Source organism: Paracoccus sp. KR1-242 (genome assembly GCF_049446195.1).
In the GTDB taxonomy this organism is placed as follows: domain Bacteria; phylum Pseudomonadota; class Alphaproteobacteria; order Rhodobacterales; family Rhodobacteraceae; genus Paracoccus; species Paracoccus broussonetiae.
Genome location: NZ_JBMSED010000006.1, coordinates 131,564 through 151,596, shown reverse-complemented (window position 1 = coordinate 151,596; position 20,033 = coordinate 131,564). Strand labels below are relative to the sequence as shown.

Here is a 20,033-nt window from a genome sequence, read left to right as displayed (position 1 = left end):
GGGGAAGCATGGGCGCCGGTTTGGGCCATATTTAGGGAAAATCCCCGGAATTCTCAAGGCCGGGTCCGGCCAGAAGGTCACTGCGCTTCACCGTCACTTAAGGAATTTCTGCCAAAACTTGGTGATCTGGACGGGATTTTGTAGATGTTCGTGAAGAAAGCACATGGCCGACGGACTGCCGTGCTGCCCGATGGCAGTATCCTGACCCTTGCCGATCTTCCCCCCGCGAATATCCGTTGGGTCGCCAGCCGCAAGGCAGTCGTCGTGGCTGCGGTCAAATACGGATTGCTGACCCGCGACGCGGCGTTGAAACGCTATGACCTGACCGGAGAAGAGTTCGACGCCTGGTGCCTTGCCGTCGACCGCCACGGCAGCGAGGCATTGAAGATCACGCGGCTGCAAAAATTTAAGCAACTATAGGTTGTATTGATTTTGCTATGTTCACCGCTAACGTGATATTAACGCTTTCGTGAAATGCAGGCGATCACCTCGGATCGACGAAAGGCAACGACATGCGAATTCTTCTGGTGGAAGATGATCAGACCATCGCCCGCAGTATCGAACTGATGCTGACGCAGGCGAACTACAACGTCTATCGCACCGATATGGGCGAAGAGGGCATCGACCTGGCGCGGTTGTATGACTACGATCTGATCCTTCTGGACCTTGATCTGCCGGACATGAACGGGATGGAGGTCCTGCGCCAGATCCGCATGTCCCACATCGACACGCCGATCCTGATCCTGACCGGATCGGACGATACCGAGATCAAGCTGCGCGGCTTTGGCTTCGGGGCGGATGATTACATGACGAAGCCCTTTATCCGCGATGAGCTGGTCGCCCGCATCCAGGCCATCATCCGCCGCTCCAAGGGGCATAGCCAGTCGGTGATCCGCACCGGAGAGATGGTCGTGAACCTGGACGCGCGCTCGGTCGAGGTGGGCGGGCGTCCGGTCAACCTGACTGGCAAGGAATACCAGATCCTTGAATTGCTCAGCCTGCGCAAGGGTACGACCCTGACCAAGGAGATGTTCCTGAACCACCTTTACGGCGGGCTGGATGAGCCGGAATTGAAGATCATCGACGTTTTCGTCTGCAAGCTGCGCAAGAAGCTGGCGGCGGCGATGAATGGCGCAAACCATATCGAGACGGTCTGGGGGCGCGGCTATGTCCTGCGCGATCCCGTGGCCGAGGGGCAGGGTTCGGACCGCGCCGCGCTGCGGATGGCCTGACCGATCGGCTGCCCGCGCTGGACAAGGGTTCCGCCAAGAAGCTATCACTCTGGGCCTGAAGAAAGGCCCTTGTCGGGCGATTGCGGCGGAGGCGACGGATGGCCCGTGAAACAAAGGATCAGGCTGCGGACGGGGCCCCGCCGGCAGATGCGGCACCCCTTGGCGTGGATGCTCTTGACCCGGTGCAGGCCGCGGGCGAGGCCGCAGTGCTGGCCGAAACCCTGCAGCGCGCCAATGACGCCTATCACGCCGAAGACGCGCCCTTTATCAGCGATGCGGAATACGACGCGAAAAAGCGCCGCCTTGCCGAGATCGAGGCGCGCTTTCCCGAATTGGGAACGCAGGACAGTCCGACCCGGCAGGTCGGCGCTGCCCCGGACGCGCGCTTTGCCAAGGTCACCCATCGGCTGCCGATGCTGTCGCTGGAGAATGCCTTCGACGAAGAGGACGTGACCGGCTTTGTCCAGCGCATCCGGTCTTTCCTAAGCCTTTCCTCGGCGGATCCGGTCGAATGCACGGCCGAGCCCAAGATCGACGGCTTGTCGCTTTCCCTGCGCTATGAGAATGGCGAACTGGTCCAGGCCGCGACCCGCGGCAATGGCGCGGTCGGCGAGAACGTTACGGCCAACGCCCGCACCATCGCGGATATTCCGCATCGGCTGGAAGGCAACGATATTCCCGCGATCGTCGAAATTCGGGGCGAATGCTACATGTCGCACGAGGACTTCGAGAAGCTGAACCATTCCGACAGCGGTCGTGTCTTTGCCAATCCGCGCAATGCCGCGGCGGGGTCGCTGCGCCAACTGGACGCCCAGGTCACGGCGGCGCGGCCGCTGCGCTTTTTCGCCTATGCCTGGGGCGAGTTGTCCGAGCCGCTGGCCGACACGCAAATGGGGGCCGTCGCCCGGATGCAAGGGTTCGGCTTTGCCATCAATCCACATATGCGCCTGTGCCGCTCAGTCGCCGAGATGATCAAGGTCTGGTCGGGGATCGAGCAGATGCGCGCCACGCTGGGCTATGACATCGACGGCGTCGTCTACAAGGTGAACGATCTTGCGCGGCAGGCGCGGCTGGGCATGCGCTCGACCACGCCGCGATGGGCCATCGCCCACAAGTTTCCCGCCGAACGCGCCTGGACCCGGCTTGAGGCGATCGACATCCAGGTCGGCCGTACCGGCGCGCTGAGCCCGGTGGCCCGCCTTCATCCCGTGACGGTCGGCGGGGTCGTCGTGTCGAACGCCACCCTTCACAACGAGGATTATATCTCCGGTCGCGGTGCCGACGGGCGCGAGATCCGGGGCGGCAAGGACATTCGCGTCGGAGACTGGGTCGAGATCTATCGCGCCGGGGACGTGATCCCGAAAGTCGCGGATGTCGACCTGGACAAGCGCGATCCTGTGGCCCTTCCCTATGAGTTTCCCCAGACCTGCCCGCAATGCGGCTCTCCCGCGACGCGGGAAGAGGGGGACTCGGTCCGGCGCTGTACCGGTGGGCTGATCTGCCCGGCGCAGGCGGTCGAGAAGCTGCGCCATTTCGTCTCGCGCGCGGCATTCGATATCGAGGGGCTGGGTGCCAAGCAGGTCGAGCTGTTCCATCGTCTGAACTGGATTGCCGAGCCTGCCGATATCTTCACGCTGGTCGAACGCGACGCAGCGGGTCGCAAGATGCTGTCCGCCAGTGCCAGCGACATCCTGCGGGATGCGGATGCCGAGGAGGACCGCGAGCTGCTGGTGTCCTTGGGGATAGATCCGCTCGAAATCGAGACTAAAGGCTTGGCCTGGGGGTTCGAAAAACTTTCGGCGACGCCTCTGGCTCAGGTGAAGGGCTGGGGCGAAACCAGCGCCAACAACCTTTTCAATGCGATCGACAGCAAACGGCAGATCGACCTGCACCGGTTGATCTTTGCACTGGGAATCCGGCACGCGGGCGAGGTGGCGGCCAACGACCTGGCCCGCCATTTTGCCAATTGGGAGGCGATGGTCAGAACGCTGGACGCGCTGCGTCCCGCCGCACTTGCAGAGCGCGAGGCCGATCTTGCGGCCGAGGCCGAACGCAAGGCCGCCGCCGCCGCAAGCCGTCGCGCCCGCGTCAGCGAGGCGCGCGGCGGGGTGCGTGCCAAGGCAGGCGTTCCGCCCGAAGCCGAGGCAGCCTGGCAGGACCTTGTTTCGGCCAACGGGATCGGACCAGTGCTGGCCATGTCCCTGTCCGACGCCTTCGCCAATGACCGCGAACGCGGCGCCATCGACCGGCTGCGGCAGGCGTTGCACAAGATCGTGCCGCCCGAGGCGCGTGCGACCGACAGCTCGATCACCGGCAAGACGCTGGTTTTTACCGGAACGCTTGAAAAGATGACCCGTGCCGAGGCCAAGGCCCGTGCCGAGGCGCTAGGCGCGCATGTCGCAGGCTCGGTCTCTGCCAAGACCGATCTGCTGATCGCGGGTCCGGGGGCGGGATCAAAGGCGAAGAAGGCTGCCGATCTGGGGATCAAGGTCATCGACGAGGACGAATGGCTGGTGATCGCCCAGGGGTAGGCGGGCGCCCGCCCGCCCTGTTCCCGCTGTTCGCATCGGTCGAGACACTGCCGGGGGTCGGTCCACGCGCGGCCGAAGCCCTTGAGCAGATGGGCGTCACCCGCCCGCGCGATCTGATCCTGACCCTGCCGCATTCCGGCATCCGTCGCCGCCCGATCGCAAGACTGACCGAGGCGCAGCCCCCCGAAACAGTCAGGGTCACCATCCGGGTCGAGCGTCACCATCCGCCCGCCAGCAAGGGGCGGCCCTGGCGTGTGCATTGCTCGGACGGGGCGGGAGATCTGCAACTGGTGTTTTTCCACCCGCGTCGCGACTGGATCGAAGGGCAACTGCCGGTCGGCGCGCGCCGCGTCGTTTCGGGCAAGATCGAGCTGTTCGACGGCATGGCCCAGATGGTTCATCCCGACTTCATCGCGCCCGAAGGGGCGGCGCTGCCACCGGAATTCGAGCCCGTCTATCCCCTTTCAGGCCGCTTGACCCAAGGCGTGGTACAAAAGGCGGTGCGCGCCGCGTTGACGCGTCTGCCCGATGTCGCGGAATGGATCGATCCCGCGGTGGTCGCGCGCGAAGGTTGGCCAGGCTGGCATCAGGCGCTGGAGCAGGCACATGCGCCGCAGGCGCAGGGAAACCTTTCCCCGACGGACCCGGCGCGGGCGCGGCTGGCCTATGACGAGCTTTTCGCCCACCAGATGACGCTGGCCCTGCTGCGCCGCGACCGGCGGCGTCAAAGCGGGCTTGTCACACGCTCGGACGGGCGACTGCGGGACTGGGTGCTGGCGGGGCTGCCCTGGCCGCCCACCAGCGCGCAGCGTCGCGCCGTCGATGAGATCGCTGCCGACATGCAGGCTCCGCGACGGATGAACCGGCTTTTGCAGGGCGATGTCGGGGCGGGCAAGACGCTGGTCGCGTTCCTGTCGCTTCTGATCGCGGTCGAGGCCGGCGGGCAGGGCGTCCTGATGGCCCCGACCGAGATCCTGGCACGCCAGCATTATCGCGCGCTTGAGCCTTTGGCCCGGCTGGCCGGTATCCGGCTTGAGGTGCTGACCGGGCGCGACAAGGGTGACGCTCGCGCCAATATCCTGACCGACCTGGCAGAAGGGCGGATCGACATTCTGGTTGGTACCCATGCCGTGATCCAGAAGACGGTCGAGTTCAACGACCTGCGGCTTGCGATCATCGATGAACAGCACCGCTTTGGCGTCAACCAGCGGATGGAGCTGGGGTCCAAGGGCAGCCATCTGCCACCCGACATGCTGGTGATGACGGCGACGCCGATCCCGCGCTCGCTGGCGCTGGCGCAGTTCGGGGACATGGACCTGTCGGTTCTGGACGAGAAGCCGGTCGGGCGCCAGCCGATCCGCACCACGGTCATGGCGGATTCGCGCATCCCCGAGGTCGTGGAGCACCTGGCCCGTGCGCTGGATTCCGGGGCGCGGGCCTATTGGGTCTGCCCTCTGGTCGAGGAAAGCGAGGCCGTGGACCTGACCGCGGCCGAGGCCCGGTTCAAGGAATTGCGGGCGCGTTTCGGCGATCAGGTGCGGCTTGTCCACGGCCAGATGCCGCCCGAGGAACGCGACGCCGCGATGGCCGATTTCGCGGCAGGGCGCGCGGGCATCCTGGTCGCCACGACCGTGATCGAAGTTGGCGTCGATGTGCCCGAGGCCACGATCATGGTGATCGAGCGGGCGGAAAGCTTTGGCCTTGCGCAGCTGCACCAGCTGCGGGGCCGGGTCGGTCGCGGCAGCAAGGCGTCAAGCTGCCTGCTGATCTATCATGAGCCCTTGTCCGAAACCGGACGCCGCCGCCTGGGGATTCTGCGCGAGACCGAGGACGGCTTCCGCATCTCTGAGGAAGACCTGGCCATGCGCGGCGCGGGTGACGTGATCGGCACCGCTCAATCCGGGCTGCCGCGCTTTCGTATCGCGGATCTGGAACGGCAGGCGGGGCTGATGGCGCTGGCCCGCAAGGATGCGCAGGCGTTCCTGGAACGCGACCCCGCGATGGAGGGAGATCGCGCACGCGCGGTCCGGCTGCTGCTGTGGCTGATGGATCAGGACCGCGCGATCCGGCTGATCTCGGCCGGGTGATGTTCCATCAATGTTCTTAAAAAGTTCTTTACTTTATTCCGATTCGGTGAGAACAAATTGGAAACAAACGTGGAGAACTGACATGACCCGCGAAACTCTCTCCGACCTTGCTGGTGTCGTTGCGATATCCGTGACCGCCATATTCCTGTTTTCCCTGCCGGCAATCGTCCATCCCGTGCTGATGGCATGATCCTGCTTGCCGATCGTCCTGCCCCGCGCTGGCGGCACCTTTCGCCCGGTCCTGCCGGGACCTTCCCCGGTCTCTGATGCGCGCAACTGCCGGCCCCTTGCGGGTCGGCATTTTCTTTAGCGTCGGTGGTGGATGGGGAGTTAGCCCTGCGAGTCGTCGATGGCGTCCAGCGTCGCCTGCCATGCCAACAGGATCGAGGCGTGGCGATTGGGGAATTCGCGGGCAGGCAGAAGCGCTTCCAGCCCGTCGAAGGGCGCCGAGGGGGGCGGTCCATCGGTCTTGAGCATCGCGGTCAACTGCTCGGTCGCCTGGGCGATGTCGTCCCGTGTCAGTCCGACCGCCAGCGCCCCCAGGACCGAAGCCGAGGCCTGACCCAGCGCGCAGGCCCTAACCTCTTGCCCGAATTCGGCAATGCGCCCGTCCTGCATCACGACATGGGCGGTCACCGACGATCCGCATTGCGGCGAGCGGCGATGCGCGCTGCCCGTCGGCGCGTCAAGTGTGCCAAGGCGCGGAATGTCGGACGCCAGTGCCAGGATTCGCCGCGAATAAAGCTGCATCAGATCGGTGTCGGCCATGTCTCGTCCGGGCTTTCGCTTGGGTCGCGTGATGTCTAGATAGGTGCGGCAATACCGAAAGGAAAGCCGATGTTCGATCCCGCAAGCCTGAAATACGATGCCCAGGGCCTGATCCCGGCGATCGCGCAGGACCATCGCAGCGGCGAGGTGCTGATGATGGCATGGATGAACGCGGAATCCGTGGCCCGCACGCTGGACAGTCGCAACGTCACGTATTGGTCGCGGTCGCGTCAGGGCTTCTGGGTCAAGGGCGAGAGTTCGGGCCATGTCCAGAAGCTGGTCGAGATGCGCGTGGATTGCGACCGTGACTGCCTGCTGGTGCTGGTCGAGCAGAGCGGCCCGGCCTGCCACACCAACCGGCGCAGCTGCTTTTACACCGCGATCCGCGATGGGGCCGAGGTCGAGATCATGCAGCCTCAGAACCCCAGCAACTGACGCATTTCGGCGGCGGGCATGCCCTGTTCGCGGTAAAGCCGCAGGGCGCGGGCGTCGTCGCGCTTGGCAAGCCGCTTTCCGGCATCATCGCGGATCAGCCGGTGGTGGTGATAGCGCGGCACGGGTAGCTCCAGCAGTCGCTGAAGCAAGACATGGATATAGGTCGAAGCCAGAAGATCCTTGCCGCGCGTGACCAGCGTGATCCCCTGTGCCGCATCGTCGACAACAACCGACAGGTGATAGCTGGTGCCCATGCCCCGCCGCGCCAGAACCACGTCGCCGATGCCCTCGATCATGTCCAGGGCCGACAGGTGCTGCGAGGTAGCGATGCCCTCATCTGCAAAGGCGATCCCATCGCTGCGCAGATGGTCCAATGCGCGCGCCATGTTTAGTCGGATCGCATCCTCGGGTCCGGCCTGATCCATGCTGCGATGACGGCAGGTGCCGGGATAGACCGGACCGTCGGGACCTATCACCGGGGTCACCCCTTCCTGCGGGGCAGAAAGCGCGGCGCGGATGTCGGCGCGGCGACATTCGCAGGGATAGGTCAGGCCCAGCCCCGCCAGCCGGTCCAGCGCCGCCTGATAGGCGGGCAGGCGCTCGGATTGGCGCATCACTGGAAGCGGCCAGCCGAGGCCCAGCCAGTGCAGATCCTCGGTGATCATCGCCTCATATTCCGGGCGGCAACGCGAGCGGTCGATATCCTCGATCCGCAGCAGGAACTGGCCGGGATCCGCAAGGCGGGCGGCGGTCAGGGCCGCAAAGGCATGGCCCAGATGCAGTGGACCCGTGGGTGAAGGGGCAAACCGCGTGCGGTTCAAGCCTGCCCCGCAAGCCACTGGTTGAAATCGGCTTTCGCGCGATCAGTGTAGGCGGGGTAACGGTCCTTGCGGCCCTTCCTGCCGCCCCGCATCTCGTCCAGCGGAGGATAAAGGCCGAAGTTCACGTTCATCGGCTGGAAGGTCTTCGCATCCGCGCCACCGGTGATGTGGTTGACCAGTGCGCCCATCGAGGTCGTCGGTGCAGGCGGCGGCAGGTCGCGTCCCAAAGCCTCGGCCGCGGCCATGCGACCTGCCAGCAGCCCCATCGCCGCGCTCTCGACATAGCCCTCGACACCCGTGACCTGACCCGCGAAGCGCAGGTTCGGGCGCGCGCGCAGGCGCAACCGGTCGTCGATCAGGCGCGGAGAGTTCAGGAACGTATTGCGGTGGATGCCGCCCAGTCGCGCAAAGCTGGCATTCTGCAGGCCGGGGATGCGGCGGAACACCTCGGTCTGCGCGCCGTATTTCATCTTCGTCTGGAAGCCCACGATATTGTAAAGCGTTCCCAAGGCGTTGTCCCGGCGCAGCTGGACCACGGCATAGGCCTTTTCGGTCGGATTATGGGCGTTCGTCAGGCCCACCGGCTTCATCGGACCGTGGCGCAGCGTTTCGCGGCCACGCTCGGCCATGATTTCGATGGGCAGGCAGCCGTCGAAATAGCCCGCAGTCTCGCCCTCGTGGAACTCGGTCTTGTCGGCGGCCAGCAATGCATCGATGAAGGCTTCGTAATCCGCCTTGGTCATCGGGCAGTTGATATAGGCGGTGCGCTCTTCCTCGGTCTCGCCCTTGTCGTAGCGGCTTTGTAACCAGCAGATCGACATGTCGATGCTTTCGGCATGGACGATGGGGGCAATGGCGTCGAAGAAGGCCAGCGAGCCTTCGCCGGTTGCCGAAAGGATCGACTGGCCAAGCGCGGCCGAGGTCAAGGGACCGGTCGCGACGATCCAGCGTCCGTGAGAGGGCAGGTCGGTGATTTCGCCGGGCGCAAAGCTGATCAGCGGCTCGTCTTGCAGCGCCTGCGTCACGGCTTGGGAAAAGGCGTCGCGGTCGACGGCAAGTGCGCCGCCCGCAGGCAGGCGATGGCGGTCGGCCATCGACATGATCAGGCCACCCGCGGCGCGCATTTCCCAGTGAAGCTGGCCGACCGCGTTCATCTGGTCGTCGTCCGAGCGGAAGCTGTTCGAGCAAACCATCTCGGCGCAGTCGCCGGTGCGATGGGCGAAGGTTTCGACCGTGGGGCGCATTTCGTGCAGCACGACGGGCACGCCGGCGCGCGCAATCTGCCATGCTGCCTCCGAGCCGGCGAGGCCCGCGCCGATGATGTGGATCGGTTCCATGTCTTGTCCCTTCGCGTCAGGGGGGCGTGATAGCATCCCCGCAAGACAAGAAAAAGGGCGGCATCCGCTGGGATGCCGCCCGGTCTTTCCAGCCTTCGGGCCGATCAGGCCTCGGTGGCTTCGCCTTCGGCGGCTTCCGCATTGTCTTCCGAACGCAGACCCGAGGGCGCAGCGATGTTCGCGATGACGAAGTTGCGGTCGATGGTCGGCTTAACGCCTTTCGGCAGCTCGATATCGTTGATGTGGATGGTGTCGCCGATCTGCTTGCCCGTCAGGTCGACGGTGATGTGATCGGGGATCTCCGAAGCGGTGACCATCAGTTCGACTTCCGGACGGACGACGACCAGGGTACCGCCACGCTTCAGGCCGGGGGCTTCTTCGTGGTTTTCGAAGTTCACGTGAATGAACAGGTTCACGCGGGTGTTGCGGTGCAGGCGCATGAAGTCGATATGCGTCGGCAGGTCTTTCACCACGTCGCGCTGAACGCTGCGGCAGACGACGCGAACGTCTTCCTGGCCTTCAACCTTCAGGTTCCACAGGGTCGACAGGAAGCGACCGGCCCGCAGCTTGGTCAGCAGCGAGTTGAACTCGACTTGGATCGGCTGCGGATCTTTTCCGTCGCCGTAGACGATGCCGGGCACCTTGCCTTCGCGGCGAGCTTGGCGGGCGGCCCCCTTGCCTGTCCCCGCGCGTGCCTCGACCACCAGATCAGGGATCTCTTTGGCCATAATGGTATTCCTTACATTTGAAGTTGCGGCCATCCTCCAAGGGTGCATGGCCGAAGACGCGCCTATAGTGTAATCGGTGCAGGTTGTGAAGAATAAAACCCGATCCTTTGGCGGAAAAACGCTTGTCGAGTTTTCAACTTCGGCGCAATCTTTGCATGTATGGCGGAGTTTTTCATGTTACAGCGTTCAGTTTCAATAGATTACCTGAAATGCCTTCTCGCCGTCGGGGTAGTTCTGGGTCACTCGATTCTCATCCATGCCAAGCTGGTCGAGTGGAGCTTTCTGACCGGCATGGGCTTGTTGCGCAGCCTTGTTCCCGCATTCTCGGTCGTCTCGGGTTATTGCTTCTTTGTAACCTACAATCGGGGCAAAGCCTTGAAATGGCTGTCCGGTCTGGTCGTCGCCTATCTGTTCTGGACGGTCTTCTATGCGCCGATCTGGGTCGAGCCCGACACCACATGGCGTGATGTCGCATATGTCTTTGTCTGGGGCACGATGCATCTGTGGTATATCGCCGGGCTGATCGTCGCCGCCATCCTGATCATCGCCTTCGCCAGTCTTGGCGAAAGGACCGGGACAGGGCTTTGGCCGATGATGATCTCGGCCTCGGTGCTGGCCGGCATCGGGTCGGTTCTGGCTTTCCTGGCCTTTTATCGCGATTGGCAATTACCACTGGAGTTTTCGCGCAACGGCTTCACGGTCATCTTCCCCTTCGCGGCAATCGGCTATGCTCTGGCGAGTTGGGTGGCGCGAAACGGTCGCGACAGCCTGCCGCGCCTTGGAGTCATCTGGCTGGTCGTCGCGGTGCTGTTCGGCCTGAGGCTGGGAGAGGCACTCTTCTCAATGCGCACCTATGGCCTTAGCCTTGCGGCGATGCCAGAGATACCGTTCCTTGCGCTGCCGGCACCGGTCTTCCTGTTTCTGGGCTTTCTGAGGATGGACCTGCCGGAACTGCCGGTGAACCTTAGCGGCTGGTCCTCCAGCATTTATTTCCTGCACATTTTCTTCATCTTGGCCGTCCATCGATTCCTTGGCATCGATAGCATCCCGGTTTTCCTGCTGGTTGGCGTGGTCGTCCCGATCATCTTGGCGCAGGTGATGGAACGGCTAAGGCCGCATCTGGCCCGCCTGCTTCGCACAGGAAAGCGGACGGTCGGCGAGCGCGGGCTGCGCGAAGGGTCCGCCTGACGGACCCCCCTGTTTCGCTTACAGATAGGGTTCCAGGAAGTCCCGCGGGATCATCAGGTTGTGGCGACCCAGGTTGCGCACATCGCGTTCGCCGCACAGCGCCATCGTGATGTCCAGTTCATTCCTGATGACCTCAAGCGCCTTGGTCACGCCCGCTTCGCCCATCGCACCAAGGCCATAGATAAAAGCGCGCCCGATATAGGTCGCGTGCGCCCCCATGGCCAGCGCCTTGAGCACGTCCTGACCCGAGCGGATGCCGCTGTCGAGATGGATCTCGACCTTGTCGCCGACCGCCTCGACGATCTCGGGCAACATGCGGATCGAGCTCGCCGCACCGTCCAGCTGCCGTCCGCCGTGGTTGCTGACGATGATCGCATCCGCGCCGAAATCGGCAGCTATTCGCGCGTCGTCGGGATCGTTGATGCCCTTCAGAATCAACTTGCCGCCCCAAAGATCGCGGATGCGCGCGATCTTGTTCCAGTCGAGCTGCGGGTCGAACTGTTCCGCAGTCCAGCTGCTCAGCGATGAGGTGTCGCCGACACCCTTGGCATGTCCGACGATGTTTCCGAAAAAGCGCCGCTTGGTCTGCAGCATCTCCAGCCCCCAGCGCCACTTGGTCGCCAGGTCCATCATCACCGGCAGCGTCAGCTTGGGCGGTGCGGACAGGCCGTTCTTCAAATCCTTGTGGCGCTGGCCGAGAATCTGAAGGTCGAGCGTCAGCACCAGTGCCGAACAGTTTGCACGCTTGGCCCGTTCGATGATCGCCTCGAGGAACTCCTGATCGCGCATGACATAGAGCTGGAACCAGAACGGGTGCTGGGTCGCGGCCGCCACATCCTCGATCGAACAGATCGACATGGTAGACAGGGTGAAGGGGACGCCGAATTTCTTCGCGGCCTGTGCCGCCTTGATCTCGCCATCGGCAGACTGCATCCCGGTCAGCCCGACCGGGGCAAGGGCAACCGGCATCGCCACCTTCTGCCCGATCATGGTGCTTTCGGTAGTGCGGCCGGTCATGTCCACGGCCACTTTTTGCCGCAGCTTGATCCTGGCGAAGTCCGAGCTGTTCTCGCGGAAGGTGCTTTCGGTATAGCTGCCGCTTTCCGCGTAATCATAGAACATCCGGGGCACCCGCCGACGATAGATCGCCTTCAGATCGTCGATGCAGGTGATAACGGGCATTGGGGCCTTCCTCCTTGGATTTATTCGCTGGCCGGGGTCTTGCCGGCCGGGTCGTCGCCGCCTGCGGGGGCGGGGCTTTCGCAGGTCGCCGCCCCATCGGGGCAGGCGTCAAGCGAGGTCTTGGACAATTGGGCCGCGCGTTCGCGAAGGGCGTCGGCGCGCGCCGAAAGCTCGGCCGCTCCGACGGCAGGCGCGGGCGTCCGGTCCGCCAGGCCCTTGGCGCGCCCGGTCAGCGCATCGGAAGTCGCCTGAGGGCTTTGCGCCACATCGGCCGCGTGCGAGGGCAGGGCGGGTTCGGCCAGAAGCTGGTCGGTCGGCAAGAGCGAGGGGTAATCCCCGATGCGGTCGTCGCAGCCCGCCAGCGCCAGCAGTGCCGCAAGCGCCAAACAGTTCCGTTTCGCCGTCATCATGCCTCCGATCCGAATGCGCGGGTACCATAGGCGCGAGGGGAAGCCGGACACAAGATGCGCTCTTTTACTGTCGCGATCCGCGGCCTAGAAGACTGAATGGCGCGCACACAAGGATCCAAGGCAGTCATCACCGGGCCGCTGGTCCGGGACGCGGCGCGCAGCCTGTTCGCGCGCCACGGCTACAGCGCCGTGTCCATGCGCCAGATCGCGGCTCAGGTGGGCGTGCAGGTCGGCACGCTTTACGCCTATACCCCCGACAAGCAGGCCTTGCTGGCGGATCTTCTGCGCGGTCACATGCAGGACCTGCTTGGGGCCTGGCAGGACGATCCCGAGCGTCCGGCGCTGGAGCGGTTGCACAGCTTCCTGCGCTTTCACATTGCCACCAGCATCGAGCGCCCCGAGGCGGTGTTCCTGTCCTACATGGAATTGCGCAGCCTGACGCCCGAAAACCGCCGTCAGATCGCCACCCTGCGCCGCCGCTATGAAGAAGCCCTGGAAACCATCCTGGCCGCCGGGGTGGCCGAGGGAACGATGCATATTCCCGACTTGCGGCTGGCGACAATGGCGCTGATCGCGATGCTGACCGGGGTCGTCAACTGGTATCGCGATGGCGGACGCCTGGACCAGGAGCGGGTCGTCGCCATCTATTGGGAACTGGTCCGCGGCGCGGTCGGGGCCTGATTTTCCTTTTCATCCGGCCGCCGCGAACCGATAAATGACGCCATGAGTCTTCCGCCCCAGTTCCTTGATGAAATCCGTGCCCGCGTGCCCCTGTCGCGCGTGATCGGCCGCAAGGTGACGTGGGATCTGCGCCGCTCGAACCAGGCCAAGGGCGATTGGTGGGCGCCTTGTCCGTTCCACGGCGAAAAGACGGCCTCCTTTCACGTCGATGACCAGAAGGGATTTTACTATTGCTTCGGTTGCCATGCCAAAGGCGACGCGCTGAGTTTCCTGCGCGAGGCTGAGGGGATGGGCTTCATCGACGCCGTCTCGCTTCTGGCATCCGAGGCGGGGCTGCAGATGCCCGAACGCGATCCCCGCAGTGTCGAGCGGGCGGACCGCCGGACCGAGCTGGTCGAAGTCATGGAGCAGGCCGTGCGCTGGTTCCGGATGCAGCTTGGCATGGGCGTGGCCGCAGATGCGCGCGACTATCTGGCCCGGCGCGGCCTTGACGCCCAGGCCTGCGAGCAATTCGGCATCGGCTTTGCGCCGGACCAAAGGCAGGGGCTGTTCAATGCCCTGCGCTCAAAGGGGATCTCGGACGCGCTGATTGTCGAGGCGGGCCTGGCAGCCCGGCCCGATGACGGCGGTGCGCCCTTTGACCGCTTCAGGGGCCGGATCATGTTCCCCATCCGCGACGGTCGCGGGCGCTGCATCGCTTTCGGCGGGCGCTCGATGGACCCGAATGCGCGGGCCAAGTATCTGAACAGTCCGGAAACGCCGCTCTTCGACAAGGGGCGGAACCTCTACAATATCGGGCCGGCGCGTGCGGCGGTCGCGCGGGGCAAGCCGCTGATTGTCGCCGAAGGCTATATGGACGTGATCGCGCTGGTGCGCGCCGGCTTCGAAGGCGCGGTCTCGCCCCTTGGCACCGCAATCACCGAGGATCAGTTGCGGCTGATGTGGCGCGTCTCGCCCGAGCCGGTCATCTCGCTGGACGGCGACACGGCAGGGCTGCGCGCCGCGATTCGGCTGATCGATCTGGCGCTTCCGCTGACCGCCCCCGGACAGGCGCTGCGCTTTGCCTTTCTTCCCGAAGGTCAGGATCCCGACGATCTGATCCGTGCACGGGGCGCTTCGGCAATGTCGTCAGTGCTGGACGAGTCGCGGCCCCTGGTCGATCTGCTTTGGCGGCGCGAGACCGAGGGCAAGGTCTTCGACAGTCCCGAACGCAAGGCCGCGCTGGACAAGGCGCTGGGGGACGCGATCGGCAAGATCCCCGACAAGGACACCCGCGACCATTACTTCATGGCGTTGAAGCAGATGAAATGGGAGCTTTTCGGCGCCCGCCGCCGCGAGCCGCAGGCCGAGCGCCCGCGCGCGCCCTGGCAGCCGCGGGGGATCCGCGGGGCCTCGATTGTCCCGGCGGCGCCGGTACCGTCGACGCGTGCGTCGCGCCTGTCCTTGCCCGGCGCGGGCGAGCGGGAAGCGGAAGAGATGATCGAGGCGATGATTCTGGCGATCTGCGCGACCCACCCCGAACTGATCGCGCCGGTCGAGCTGCGTCTTGAACGACTGGACCCCACGGATGCCGAGCGCGCGGCGCTGGTTCATGACCTGCTGGCGGGAAGCCAGTCGCAGGCGGGGCAGCGCGCCCTTGAAAGCATCATGGCCGAGCCCCATGTCAAAGCCGCTCCGGCGATCCTGCGTCCGCAAGAGGGCGATGCCGCCGCCGAGATCCTTGCCAATGCGCTGGACCGGATCGAGGCTCGCCGCGTCGCGCGTGACGAGATTGCCCGTGCCGAGGCCGAGATCCAGGGTCTGGCAGACGAGGGACTGACATGGCGCGTCGCGCAATCCGCCCGCGCCCGCCAGCAGGCGGATCATCCCTCGCTTTCGGACTTTTCCGATCTGGGAGAAGACCGCGCGGCGCTGTCGGCGCAGCTGAAGGCTGCGCTGGAAAACGAAATCTGGCGCAAGCCGCGCCGCTGACCGGGGTGCCGGATGAGGTCGGAGACGGCCGAATCACCGACGCCGAATCACGCTCGCCGCAAGTCCGGGCCGGGATTTGATTCCCGCCGCGACTTCGATAAAAACGGCCTAAAGCCGATCCCGATTCGCCGATTCGCGAATCACCGCTTCAAGGGAGCCAGCATGGCAGCCAACGACGACGACCAGAAGCCCGACACCAAGGACGACGATCACTCGCTGGACATGAGCCAGGCGGCGGTGAAGCGCATGATCGCCGAGGGGCGCGAGCGCGGCTTCATTACCTATGACCAACTCAATGCCGTCCTGCCGCCGGAGCAAGCCAGTTCCGACCAGATCGAGGACGTGATGTCGATGCTGTCCGAAATGGACATTCGCGTCGTCGAAAACGATGAGGAGGCGGACGACGGAGAGACGGGCGGCCAGGTCGCGACCACCAGCACCGGGTCGCGCGAGATTGCCGTCGCGACGACCGAGACCGAGAAGCTGGACCGCACCGACGACCCGGTACGGATGTATCTGCGCGAGATGGGTTCGGTCGAGTTGCTGTCGCGCGAGGGCGAGATCGCCATCGCGAAGCGCATCGAGGCTGGGCGCAACACCATGATCGCCGGGCTTTGCGAAAGCCCGCTGACCTTCAAGGCCATCACGATGTGGCGGCAGGAGCTTCTGGAAGAAGACATCCTTCTGCGCGACGTGATCGACCTTGAAACCACCTTCGGCCGCTCGATGGACGAAGAGGGTGAAGACGAGGAAGTCCTGACCGAAGAGACGCCGCGCGCCAATGCCGCCGGCCCGAGCACTGCCCGGGGCGAGGATGAGCTGGACGCCGACGGCAACCCGATGCGCCGGTCCGAAGACGAGGAAGAGGACGAGGACGGCCAGAACCTGTCGCTTTCCGCGATGGAAGCCACGCTGAAGCCCAAGGTTCTTGAGACGCTGGAAGCGATTGCGCAGGGCTATGAAGAACTGGCGCACATGCAGGACAACCGCATGTCCGCCACCCTGAACGAGGATGGCAGCTTCTCGGCCAAGGACGAGATCGCGTATCAGCTGCTGCGTTCGCGCATCGTTGCGCTGGTCAACGAACTGCACCTGCACAACAACCGGATCGAGGCGCTGGTCGACCAGATCTATGGCATCAACCGCCGCATCGTGACGATCGACTCGGGCATGGTGAAGCTGGCCGACGCGGCCCGCATCAACCGCCGCGAGTTCATCGACGCCTATCGCGGCGCCGAGCTTGACCCGACCTGGGTCGACCGCATGGCGGGCAACAAGGGTCGCGGCTGGCAGGTCCTGCTGGAGAAATCGCGCAGTCAAGTCGAGCAGCTTCGCGGCGACATGGCCATGGTCGGCCAGCATGTCGGCGTCGATATCGAGGAATTCCGCCGGATCGTGAACCAGGTCCAGCGCGGCGAGAAGGAAGCTCGCCAGGCCAAGAAGGAAATGGTCGAGGCGAACCTTCGCCTGGTGATCTCGATTGCTAAAAAATACACAAACCGTGGCCTGCAATTCCTTGATCTTATTCAGGAAGGCAATATCGGCCTGATGAAGGCCGTCGACAAGTTCGAGTATCGGCGCGGCTACAAGTTCTCGACCTATGCGACCTGGTGGATCCGTCAGGCGATCACGCGTTCGATCGCGGATCAGGCCCGGACAATCCGGATTCCGGTCCACATGATCGAGACGATCAACAAGCTGGTCCGCACCGGACGCCAGATGCTGCACGAGATCGGCCGCGAGCCGACCCCGGAGGAATTGGCCGAAAAGCTGCAGATGCCGCTGGAAAAGGTCCGCAAGGTGATGAAGATCGCCAAGGAGCCGATCTCTCTCGAAACCCCGATCGGGGACGAGGAAGACAGCCAGCTTGGCGATTTCATCGAGGACAAGAACGCGGTCCTGCCGCTGGATTCCGCCATTCAGGAAAACCTGAAGGAAACCACGACGCGCGTCCTCGCCAGCCTTACGCCGCGGGAAGAGCGGGTTCTGCGGATGCGCTTCGGCATCGGCATGAACACCGACCACACGTTGGAAGAGGTCGGCCAGCAGTTCAGCGTGACCCGCGAACGTATCCGTCAGATCGAGGCCAAGGCGCTGCGCAAGCTCAAGCACCCGTCTCGTTCGCGCAAGCTGCGGTCCTTCCTGGATCAGTAAGTGGAGACCTCTTTCTTTCTCTACCGGAGTCGGACTTCGCTGACCGCGAGGTCCACCGGCTGTGCGGATATCCTGGCCGAGTCGAGGGCGCGCAACAGCGTTCTGGACCTGACCGGCTATCTGCATCTTGAGGACGGTTCCTTCTATCAGTGGCTGGAAGGGCCGTCCGATGCGCTGGCCGATGTCGGCGACCTGATCGTTGCGGACCCCCGCCACCGCGATGTGGAATTCCTGTGGCAGGGCACCCAGCGCGGCCGGCAATTTTCGAATTGGAAGATGGGGTTTGGCACCTCGACTGCGGGGATCCTGTTCGACTGGGTGGCTGAACAGGGCGTCCAGGTCAGCGATCAGACCTCGTTCGCGCAGGGGTTGCTGGACTTCATGCTGTCTGAACTGCGCGCGGCCTCGGCCTGAACTTCCCCGATTTCCCTGGAGAAAATGGCCGTCCCGGTTCCTGTCGGGACGTCTGCTTCTTGCATTTCCGGGGTAAAAGGTGAACAGTTACGCCCAAGAAGAACGGCGGCCGCGGCGACGGCCCGGCGAAGGTGGGCAGAGTGACGGAACATATCCAGCAATGGCTTGCGATTGGCGATAACCTTCGGGTGCTGCTGATCCTGGCGCTTGCCGCCATCCTGGGCCTGGGGGCCGCGCTGTCGCGCATAAGGCGCTCATCCGAGCGCGCGGCCCGAGAGGCGGCGCTGGCCGAACAGGGCCTGCGCGCCCGGCTGGAGGAAGAGGGCCGCGCCACCCAGGACCATCTGCTGAAGATCAGCCGCATCGAGACCAAGGCCGAATCCCTAGCCCAACGTCTTCAGGAACTGGTGGAGGAGCGCGATGGCCTGACCGACGCGCTGCACCGGGAACGCAACCTTCTGGCGCAATCCCAGCGCCAGTTGGCCGAGGCGCGGCTTGCTTCGGACAAGGACCGCGAAGCGGCCGAGCGCGAGATCCTGACCCTGCGCGAGCTGCGCCAAGAGATGACCGGGCATTTCCGCCTGATGGCAAACGAGACCCTGCGCGTTCAGGGGGCCGAAATGCAGAAGTCCCACGGCGACCAATTGAACGCGCTGCTGACGCCGTTCCGCGATCAGGTGAACCGCTTCCAGACCGAGTTGCAGGCCCGCAACAAGGCTACCGACGAAGAACGCGCGCGCCTGAAGGAGCAGATCGAGTACCTGCACAAGCGTTCCGAACAGATTTCGCAAGAGGCGGTTGCGCTGACCCGCGCGCTGAAAGGCGACAGCCAGAAGCGCGGCGCCTGGGGCGAGATGATCCTGGAGCGCATCCTTGAGGATTCCGGCCTGATCGAAGGGACGCATTACCAGACCCAGACCAGCCATCGAGACGGTGACGGCAAGCTGTGGCGCCCGGATGTGATCGTGAAGATGCCGCAGCGCAAGCTGCTGGTGATCGACAGCAAGGTATCGCTGAACGCCTATGAAGAAGCCGTGAACGCCGAGGATCCGGTCGCGCGCGAAGCCGCCCTGCGGCGGCATGTCGCCTCGGTCCGGGGGCATGTCGCAAGCCTCGCGGCCAAGGGCTACCAGGCGCTGGATGACGGTTCGGTCGATTACGTGCTGATGTTCATCCCGGTCGAAGGCGCGTTTTCCGAGGCGCTGCGCGTTGATCCCGACCTGGCCCGCCACGCGATGGAAAACCGCGTGGGTTTGGCGACGCCGACCACGCTGATGCTGACGCTGCGCACCGTCGATCACATCTGGACAGTGGAACGGCGCGAATCGAACGCGATGCAGATCGCCGCGCGGGCCGGACAGCTTTACGACAAGCTGCATGGCTTCGTGTCCTCGATCGAAGAGGTGGGCGTGGCGCTGGACAAAGCGCAGAAAAGCCACGCCACCGCGATGGACCGACTGTCGCGCGGCTCGGGCAACGTCATCCGGCAAGCCGAGATGCTGCGCGAGTTGGGCGCGCGGACGCAGAAGCGTCTTGGCCTTGACCATGACGGCGGCAGCCTTCCGGCACCCGAAGAGGCAGCAGAGTGACGTTGACGCGGTTCCGCCTTCAGACGCGCGGACCCGCCTTGCATGAAATCACGCGCGATGTCGCGGGCTGGCTTTCCGCTATCCTCGCGGACGAGGGGGTGGTGACGCTGTTCGTGCGCCATACCTCGTGTTCGCTTCTGATTCAGGAAAACGCGGATCCCGATGTGCGCCGCGACCTGCTGAACTGGTTGGGCCGGATCGCACCCCCGGCGGTCGATCCCGCGATGGGCTGGATCACGCATCGCGCCGAAGGGCCGGACGACATGCCTGCGCATCTGAAGTCGGCGGTGCTGCCCACCAGCCTGCATATCCCGGTGGAAGGCGGAAGGATGGTTCTGGGGACGTGGCAGGGCATCTACCTGGTCGAGCATCGGCGCGCACCCCATCAACGAGAGGTCGTGGCGAAGTTTCAGGCAGGCTAAGCAACAGCATCGGGGACCGCTAAAACTCCTTTCACTTGTCGCGGCATTGTGGAAAATTTGCGCAACAAAAGCGGACCGTTCGC

At 64.4% G+C, this 20,033-nt stretch carries 18 protein-coding genes; 12 read left to right on the top strand and 6 right to left on the bottom strand.

Features of this window, described 5'->3' with window-relative positions:
* Nucleotides 1-144: 144 nt before the first annotated feature.
* From ACO2Q4_RS10535 to recG, 4 genes are all read left to right on the top strand, one after another.
* Entirely contained in the window at nucleotides 145-420 is a 276-nt protein-coding gene (locus tag ACO2Q4_RS10535) for a DUF1153 domain-containing protein (protein WP_311758324.1), read from the top strand.
* Nucleotides 421-512: 92 nt separating this feature from the next.
* The gene (gene ctrA / locus ACO2Q4_RS10530; protein WP_423319151.1) at nucleotides 513-1,232 is read left to right on the top strand and encodes a response regulator transcription factor CtrA; all 720 of its coding nucleotides are present in this window, start codon (nucleotides 513-515) and stop codon (nucleotides 1,230-1,232) included.
* A 98-nt stretch (nucleotides 1,233-1,330) separates the two neighbouring features.
* On the top strand, nucleotides 1,331-3,763 hold the full coding sequence (gene ligA, locus ACO2Q4_RS10525) for an NAD-dependent DNA ligase LigA (RefSeq protein ID WP_423319149.1): 2,433 nt from the start codon (nucleotides 1,331-1,333) through the stop codon (nucleotides 3,761-3,763).
* Entirely contained in the window at nucleotides 3,739-5,850 is a 2,112-nt protein-coding gene (gene recG, locus ACO2Q4_RS10520) for an ATP-dependent DNA helicase RecG (RefSeq protein ID WP_423319147.1), read from the top strand. The genes ligA and recG overlap by 25 nt, the downstream gene beginning before the upstream one ends.
* A 330-nt stretch (nucleotides 5,851-6,180) precedes the next feature.
* Here recG and ACO2Q4_RS10515 read toward each other — a convergent pair whose 3' ends face one another.
* Complete coding sequence (locus ACO2Q4_RS10515) at nucleotides 6,181-6,618, bottom strand: iron-sulfur cluster assembly scaffold protein (protein ID WP_423319145.1); 438 nt, start codon at nucleotides 6,616-6,618, stop codon at nucleotides 6,181-6,183.
* Nucleotides 6,619-6,687: 69 nt separating this feature from the next.
* Here ACO2Q4_RS10515 and hisI point away from each other — a divergent pair, with 69 nt between their 5' ends.
* Nucleotides 6,688-7,053, top strand: a complete 366-nt coding sequence (gene hisI, locus ACO2Q4_RS10510) for a phosphoribosyl-AMP cyclohydrolase (RefSeq protein ID WP_423319143.1) — start codon at nucleotides 6,688-6,690, stop codon at nucleotides 7,051-7,053.
* Here the strand turns inward: hisI and gluQRS are convergent.
* The 3 genes from gluQRS to ACO2Q4_RS10495 all read right to left on the bottom strand — a co-directional run bounded on the left by gluQRS (nucleotide 7,035) and on the right by ACO2Q4_RS10495 (nucleotide 9,939).
* Nucleotides 7,035-7,874, bottom strand: a complete 840-nt coding sequence (gluQRS, locus tag ACO2Q4_RS10505; protein ID WP_423319141.1) for a tRNA glutamyl-Q(34) synthetase GluQRS — start codon at nucleotides 7,872-7,874, stop codon at nucleotides 7,035-7,037. The two genes, hisI and gluQRS, sit on opposite strands and share 19 nt — an antisense overlap.
* Nucleotides 7,871-9,211, bottom strand: a complete 1,341-nt coding sequence (gene trmFO, locus ACO2Q4_RS10500; protein WP_423319139.1) for a methylenetetrahydrofolate--tRNA-(uracil(54)-C(5))-methyltransferase (FADH(2)-oxidizing) TrmFO — start codon at nucleotides 9,209-9,211, stop codon at nucleotides 7,871-7,873. The genes gluQRS and trmFO overlap by 4 nt, the downstream gene beginning before the upstream one ends.
* Nucleotides 9,212-9,315: 104 nt before the next feature.
* Nucleotides 9,316-9,939 carry a 50S ribosomal protein L25/general stress protein Ctc gene (locus tag ACO2Q4_RS10495; RefSeq protein WP_311758332.1) on the bottom strand — a complete coding sequence of 208 codons (624 nt, stop codon included), beginning with the start codon at nucleotides 9,937-9,939 and terminating at the stop codon, nucleotides 9,316-9,318.
* Between the two features lie 174 nt (nucleotides 9,940-10,113).
* On the opposite strand from ACO2Q4_RS10495, the gene ACO2Q4_RS10490 reads away from it, so the two are divergent.
* The gene (locus ACO2Q4_RS10490; protein WP_311758333.1) at nucleotides 10,114-11,127 is read left to right on the top strand and encodes an acyltransferase family protein; all 1,014 of its coding nucleotides are present in this window, start codon (nucleotides 10,114-10,116) and stop codon (nucleotides 11,125-11,127) included.
* A gap of 18 nt (nucleotides 11,128-11,145) precedes the next feature.
* On the opposite strand, the gene ACO2Q4_RS10485 is transcribed toward ACO2Q4_RS10490, so the two are convergent.
* Together ACO2Q4_RS10485 and ACO2Q4_RS10480 are read right to left on the bottom strand one after the other, a co-directional pair.
* Nucleotides 11,146-12,309, bottom strand: a complete 1,164-nt coding sequence (locus ACO2Q4_RS10485) for an alpha-hydroxy acid oxidase (protein ID WP_311758334.1) — start codon at nucleotides 12,307-12,309, stop codon at nucleotides 11,146-11,148.
* A gap of 20 nt (nucleotides 12,310-12,329) precedes the next feature.
* The gene (locus tag ACO2Q4_RS10480; RefSeq protein ID WP_423319136.1) at nucleotides 12,330-12,719 is read right to left on the bottom strand and encodes a hypothetical protein; all 390 of its coding nucleotides are present in this window, start codon (nucleotides 12,717-12,719) and stop codon (nucleotides 12,330-12,332) included.
* A 96-nt stretch (nucleotides 12,720-12,815) separates the two neighbouring features.
* On the opposite strand from ACO2Q4_RS10480, the gene ACO2Q4_RS10475 reads away from it, so the two are divergent.
* The 6 genes from ACO2Q4_RS10475 to ACO2Q4_RS10450 all read left to right on the top strand — a co-directional run bounded on the left by ACO2Q4_RS10475 (nucleotide 12,816) and on the right by ACO2Q4_RS10450 (nucleotide 19,950).
* Complete coding sequence (locus tag ACO2Q4_RS10475) at nucleotides 12,816-13,400, top strand: TetR/AcrR family transcriptional regulator (protein ID WP_423319135.1); 585 nt, start codon at nucleotides 12,816-12,818, stop codon at nucleotides 13,398-13,400.
* A 42-nt stretch (nucleotides 13,401-13,442) separates the two neighbouring features.
* The gene (gene dnaG / locus ACO2Q4_RS10470; RefSeq protein WP_423319133.1) at nucleotides 13,443-15,371 is read left to right on the top strand and encodes a DNA primase; all 1,929 of its coding nucleotides are present in this window, start codon (nucleotides 13,443-13,445) and stop codon (nucleotides 15,369-15,371) included.
* A 162-nt stretch (nucleotides 15,372-15,533) separates the two neighbouring features.
* Nucleotides 15,534-17,525 carry an RNA polymerase sigma factor RpoD gene (rpoD, locus tag ACO2Q4_RS10465; protein ID WP_395132509.1) on the top strand — a complete coding sequence of 664 codons (1,992 nt, stop codon included), beginning with the start codon at nucleotides 15,534-15,536 and terminating at the stop codon, nucleotides 17,523-17,525.
* The gene (locus ACO2Q4_RS10460; protein WP_395132511.1) at nucleotides 17,526-17,939 is read left to right on the top strand and encodes a BLUF domain-containing protein; all 414 of its coding nucleotides are present in this window, start codon (nucleotides 17,526-17,528) and stop codon (nucleotides 17,937-17,939) included.
* Between the two features lie 140 nt (nucleotides 17,940-18,079).
* Nucleotides 18,080-19,528: a DNA recombination protein RmuC gene (rmuC, locus tag ACO2Q4_RS10455; protein WP_423319130.1), complete on the top strand. Its 1,449-nt coding sequence runs from the start codon at nucleotides 18,080-18,082 to the stop codon at nucleotides 19,526-19,528.
* Nucleotides 19,525-19,950 (top strand): secondary thiamine-phosphate synthase enzyme YjbQ, encoded by a 426-nt coding sequence (locus tag ACO2Q4_RS10450; protein WP_423319128.1) that lies wholly within the window; start codon nucleotides 19,525-19,527, stop codon nucleotides 19,948-19,950. The genes rmuC and ACO2Q4_RS10450 overlap by 4 nt, the downstream gene beginning before the upstream one ends.
* Nucleotides 19,951-20,033: the final 83 nt, after the last annotated feature.

What these genes read in the sequence shown, in the direction of transcription:
- ACO2Q4_RS10535 (WP_311758324.1), top strand. Translation starts at nt 145, where the DNA reads ATGTTCGTGAAGAAAGCACATGGCCGACGGACTGCCGTGCTGCCCGAT.
- ctrA (WP_423319151.1), top strand. Translation starts at nt 513, where the DNA reads ATGCGAATTCTTCTGGTGGAAGATGATCAGACCATCGCCCGCAGTATC.
- ligA (WP_423319149.1), top strand. Translation starts at nt 1,331, where the DNA reads ATGGCCCGTGAAACAAAGGATCAGGCTGCGGACGGGGCCCCGCCGGCA.
- recG (WP_423319147.1), top strand. Translation starts at nt 3,739, where the DNA reads ATGGCTGGTGATCGCCCAGGGGTAGGCGGGCGCCCGCCCGCCCTGTTC.
- ACO2Q4_RS10515 (WP_423319145.1), bottom strand. Translation starts at nt 6,618, where the DNA reads ATGGCCGACACCGATCTGATGCAGCTTTATTCGCGGCGAATCCTGGCA.
- hisI (WP_423319143.1), top strand. Translation starts at nt 6,688, where the DNA reads ATGTTCGATCCCGCAAGCCTGAAATACGATGCCCAGGGCCTGATCCCG.
- trmFO (WP_423319139.1), bottom strand. Translation starts at nt 9,211, where the DNA reads ATGGAACCGATCCACATCATCGGCGCGGGCCTCGCCGGCTCGGAGGCA.
- ACO2Q4_RS10495 (WP_311758332.1), bottom strand. Translation starts at nt 9,939, where the DNA reads ATGGCCAAAGAGATCCCTGATCTGGTGGTCGAGGCACGCGCGGGGACA.
- ACO2Q4_RS10490 (WP_311758333.1), top strand. Translation starts at nt 10,114, where the DNA reads ATGTTACAGCGTTCAGTTTCAATAGATTACCTGAAATGCCTTCTCGCC.
- ACO2Q4_RS10485 (WP_311758334.1), bottom strand. Translation starts at nt 12,309, where the DNA reads ATGCCCGTTATCACCTGCATCGACGATCTGAAGGCGATCTATCGTCGG.
- ACO2Q4_RS10480 (WP_423319136.1), bottom strand. Translation starts at nt 12,719, where the DNA reads ATGATGACGGCGAAACGGAACTGTTTGGCGCTTGCGGCACTGCTGGCG.
- ACO2Q4_RS10475 (WP_423319135.1), top strand. Translation starts at nt 12,816, where the DNA reads ATGGCGCGCACACAAGGATCCAAGGCAGTCATCACCGGGCCGCTGGTC.
- dnaG (WP_423319133.1), top strand. Translation starts at nt 13,443, where the DNA reads ATGAGTCTTCCGCCCCAGTTCCTTGATGAAATCCGTGCCCGCGTGCCC.
- rpoD (WP_395132509.1), top strand. Translation starts at nt 15,534, where the DNA reads ATGGCAGCCAACGACGACGACCAGAAGCCCGACACCAAGGACGACGAT.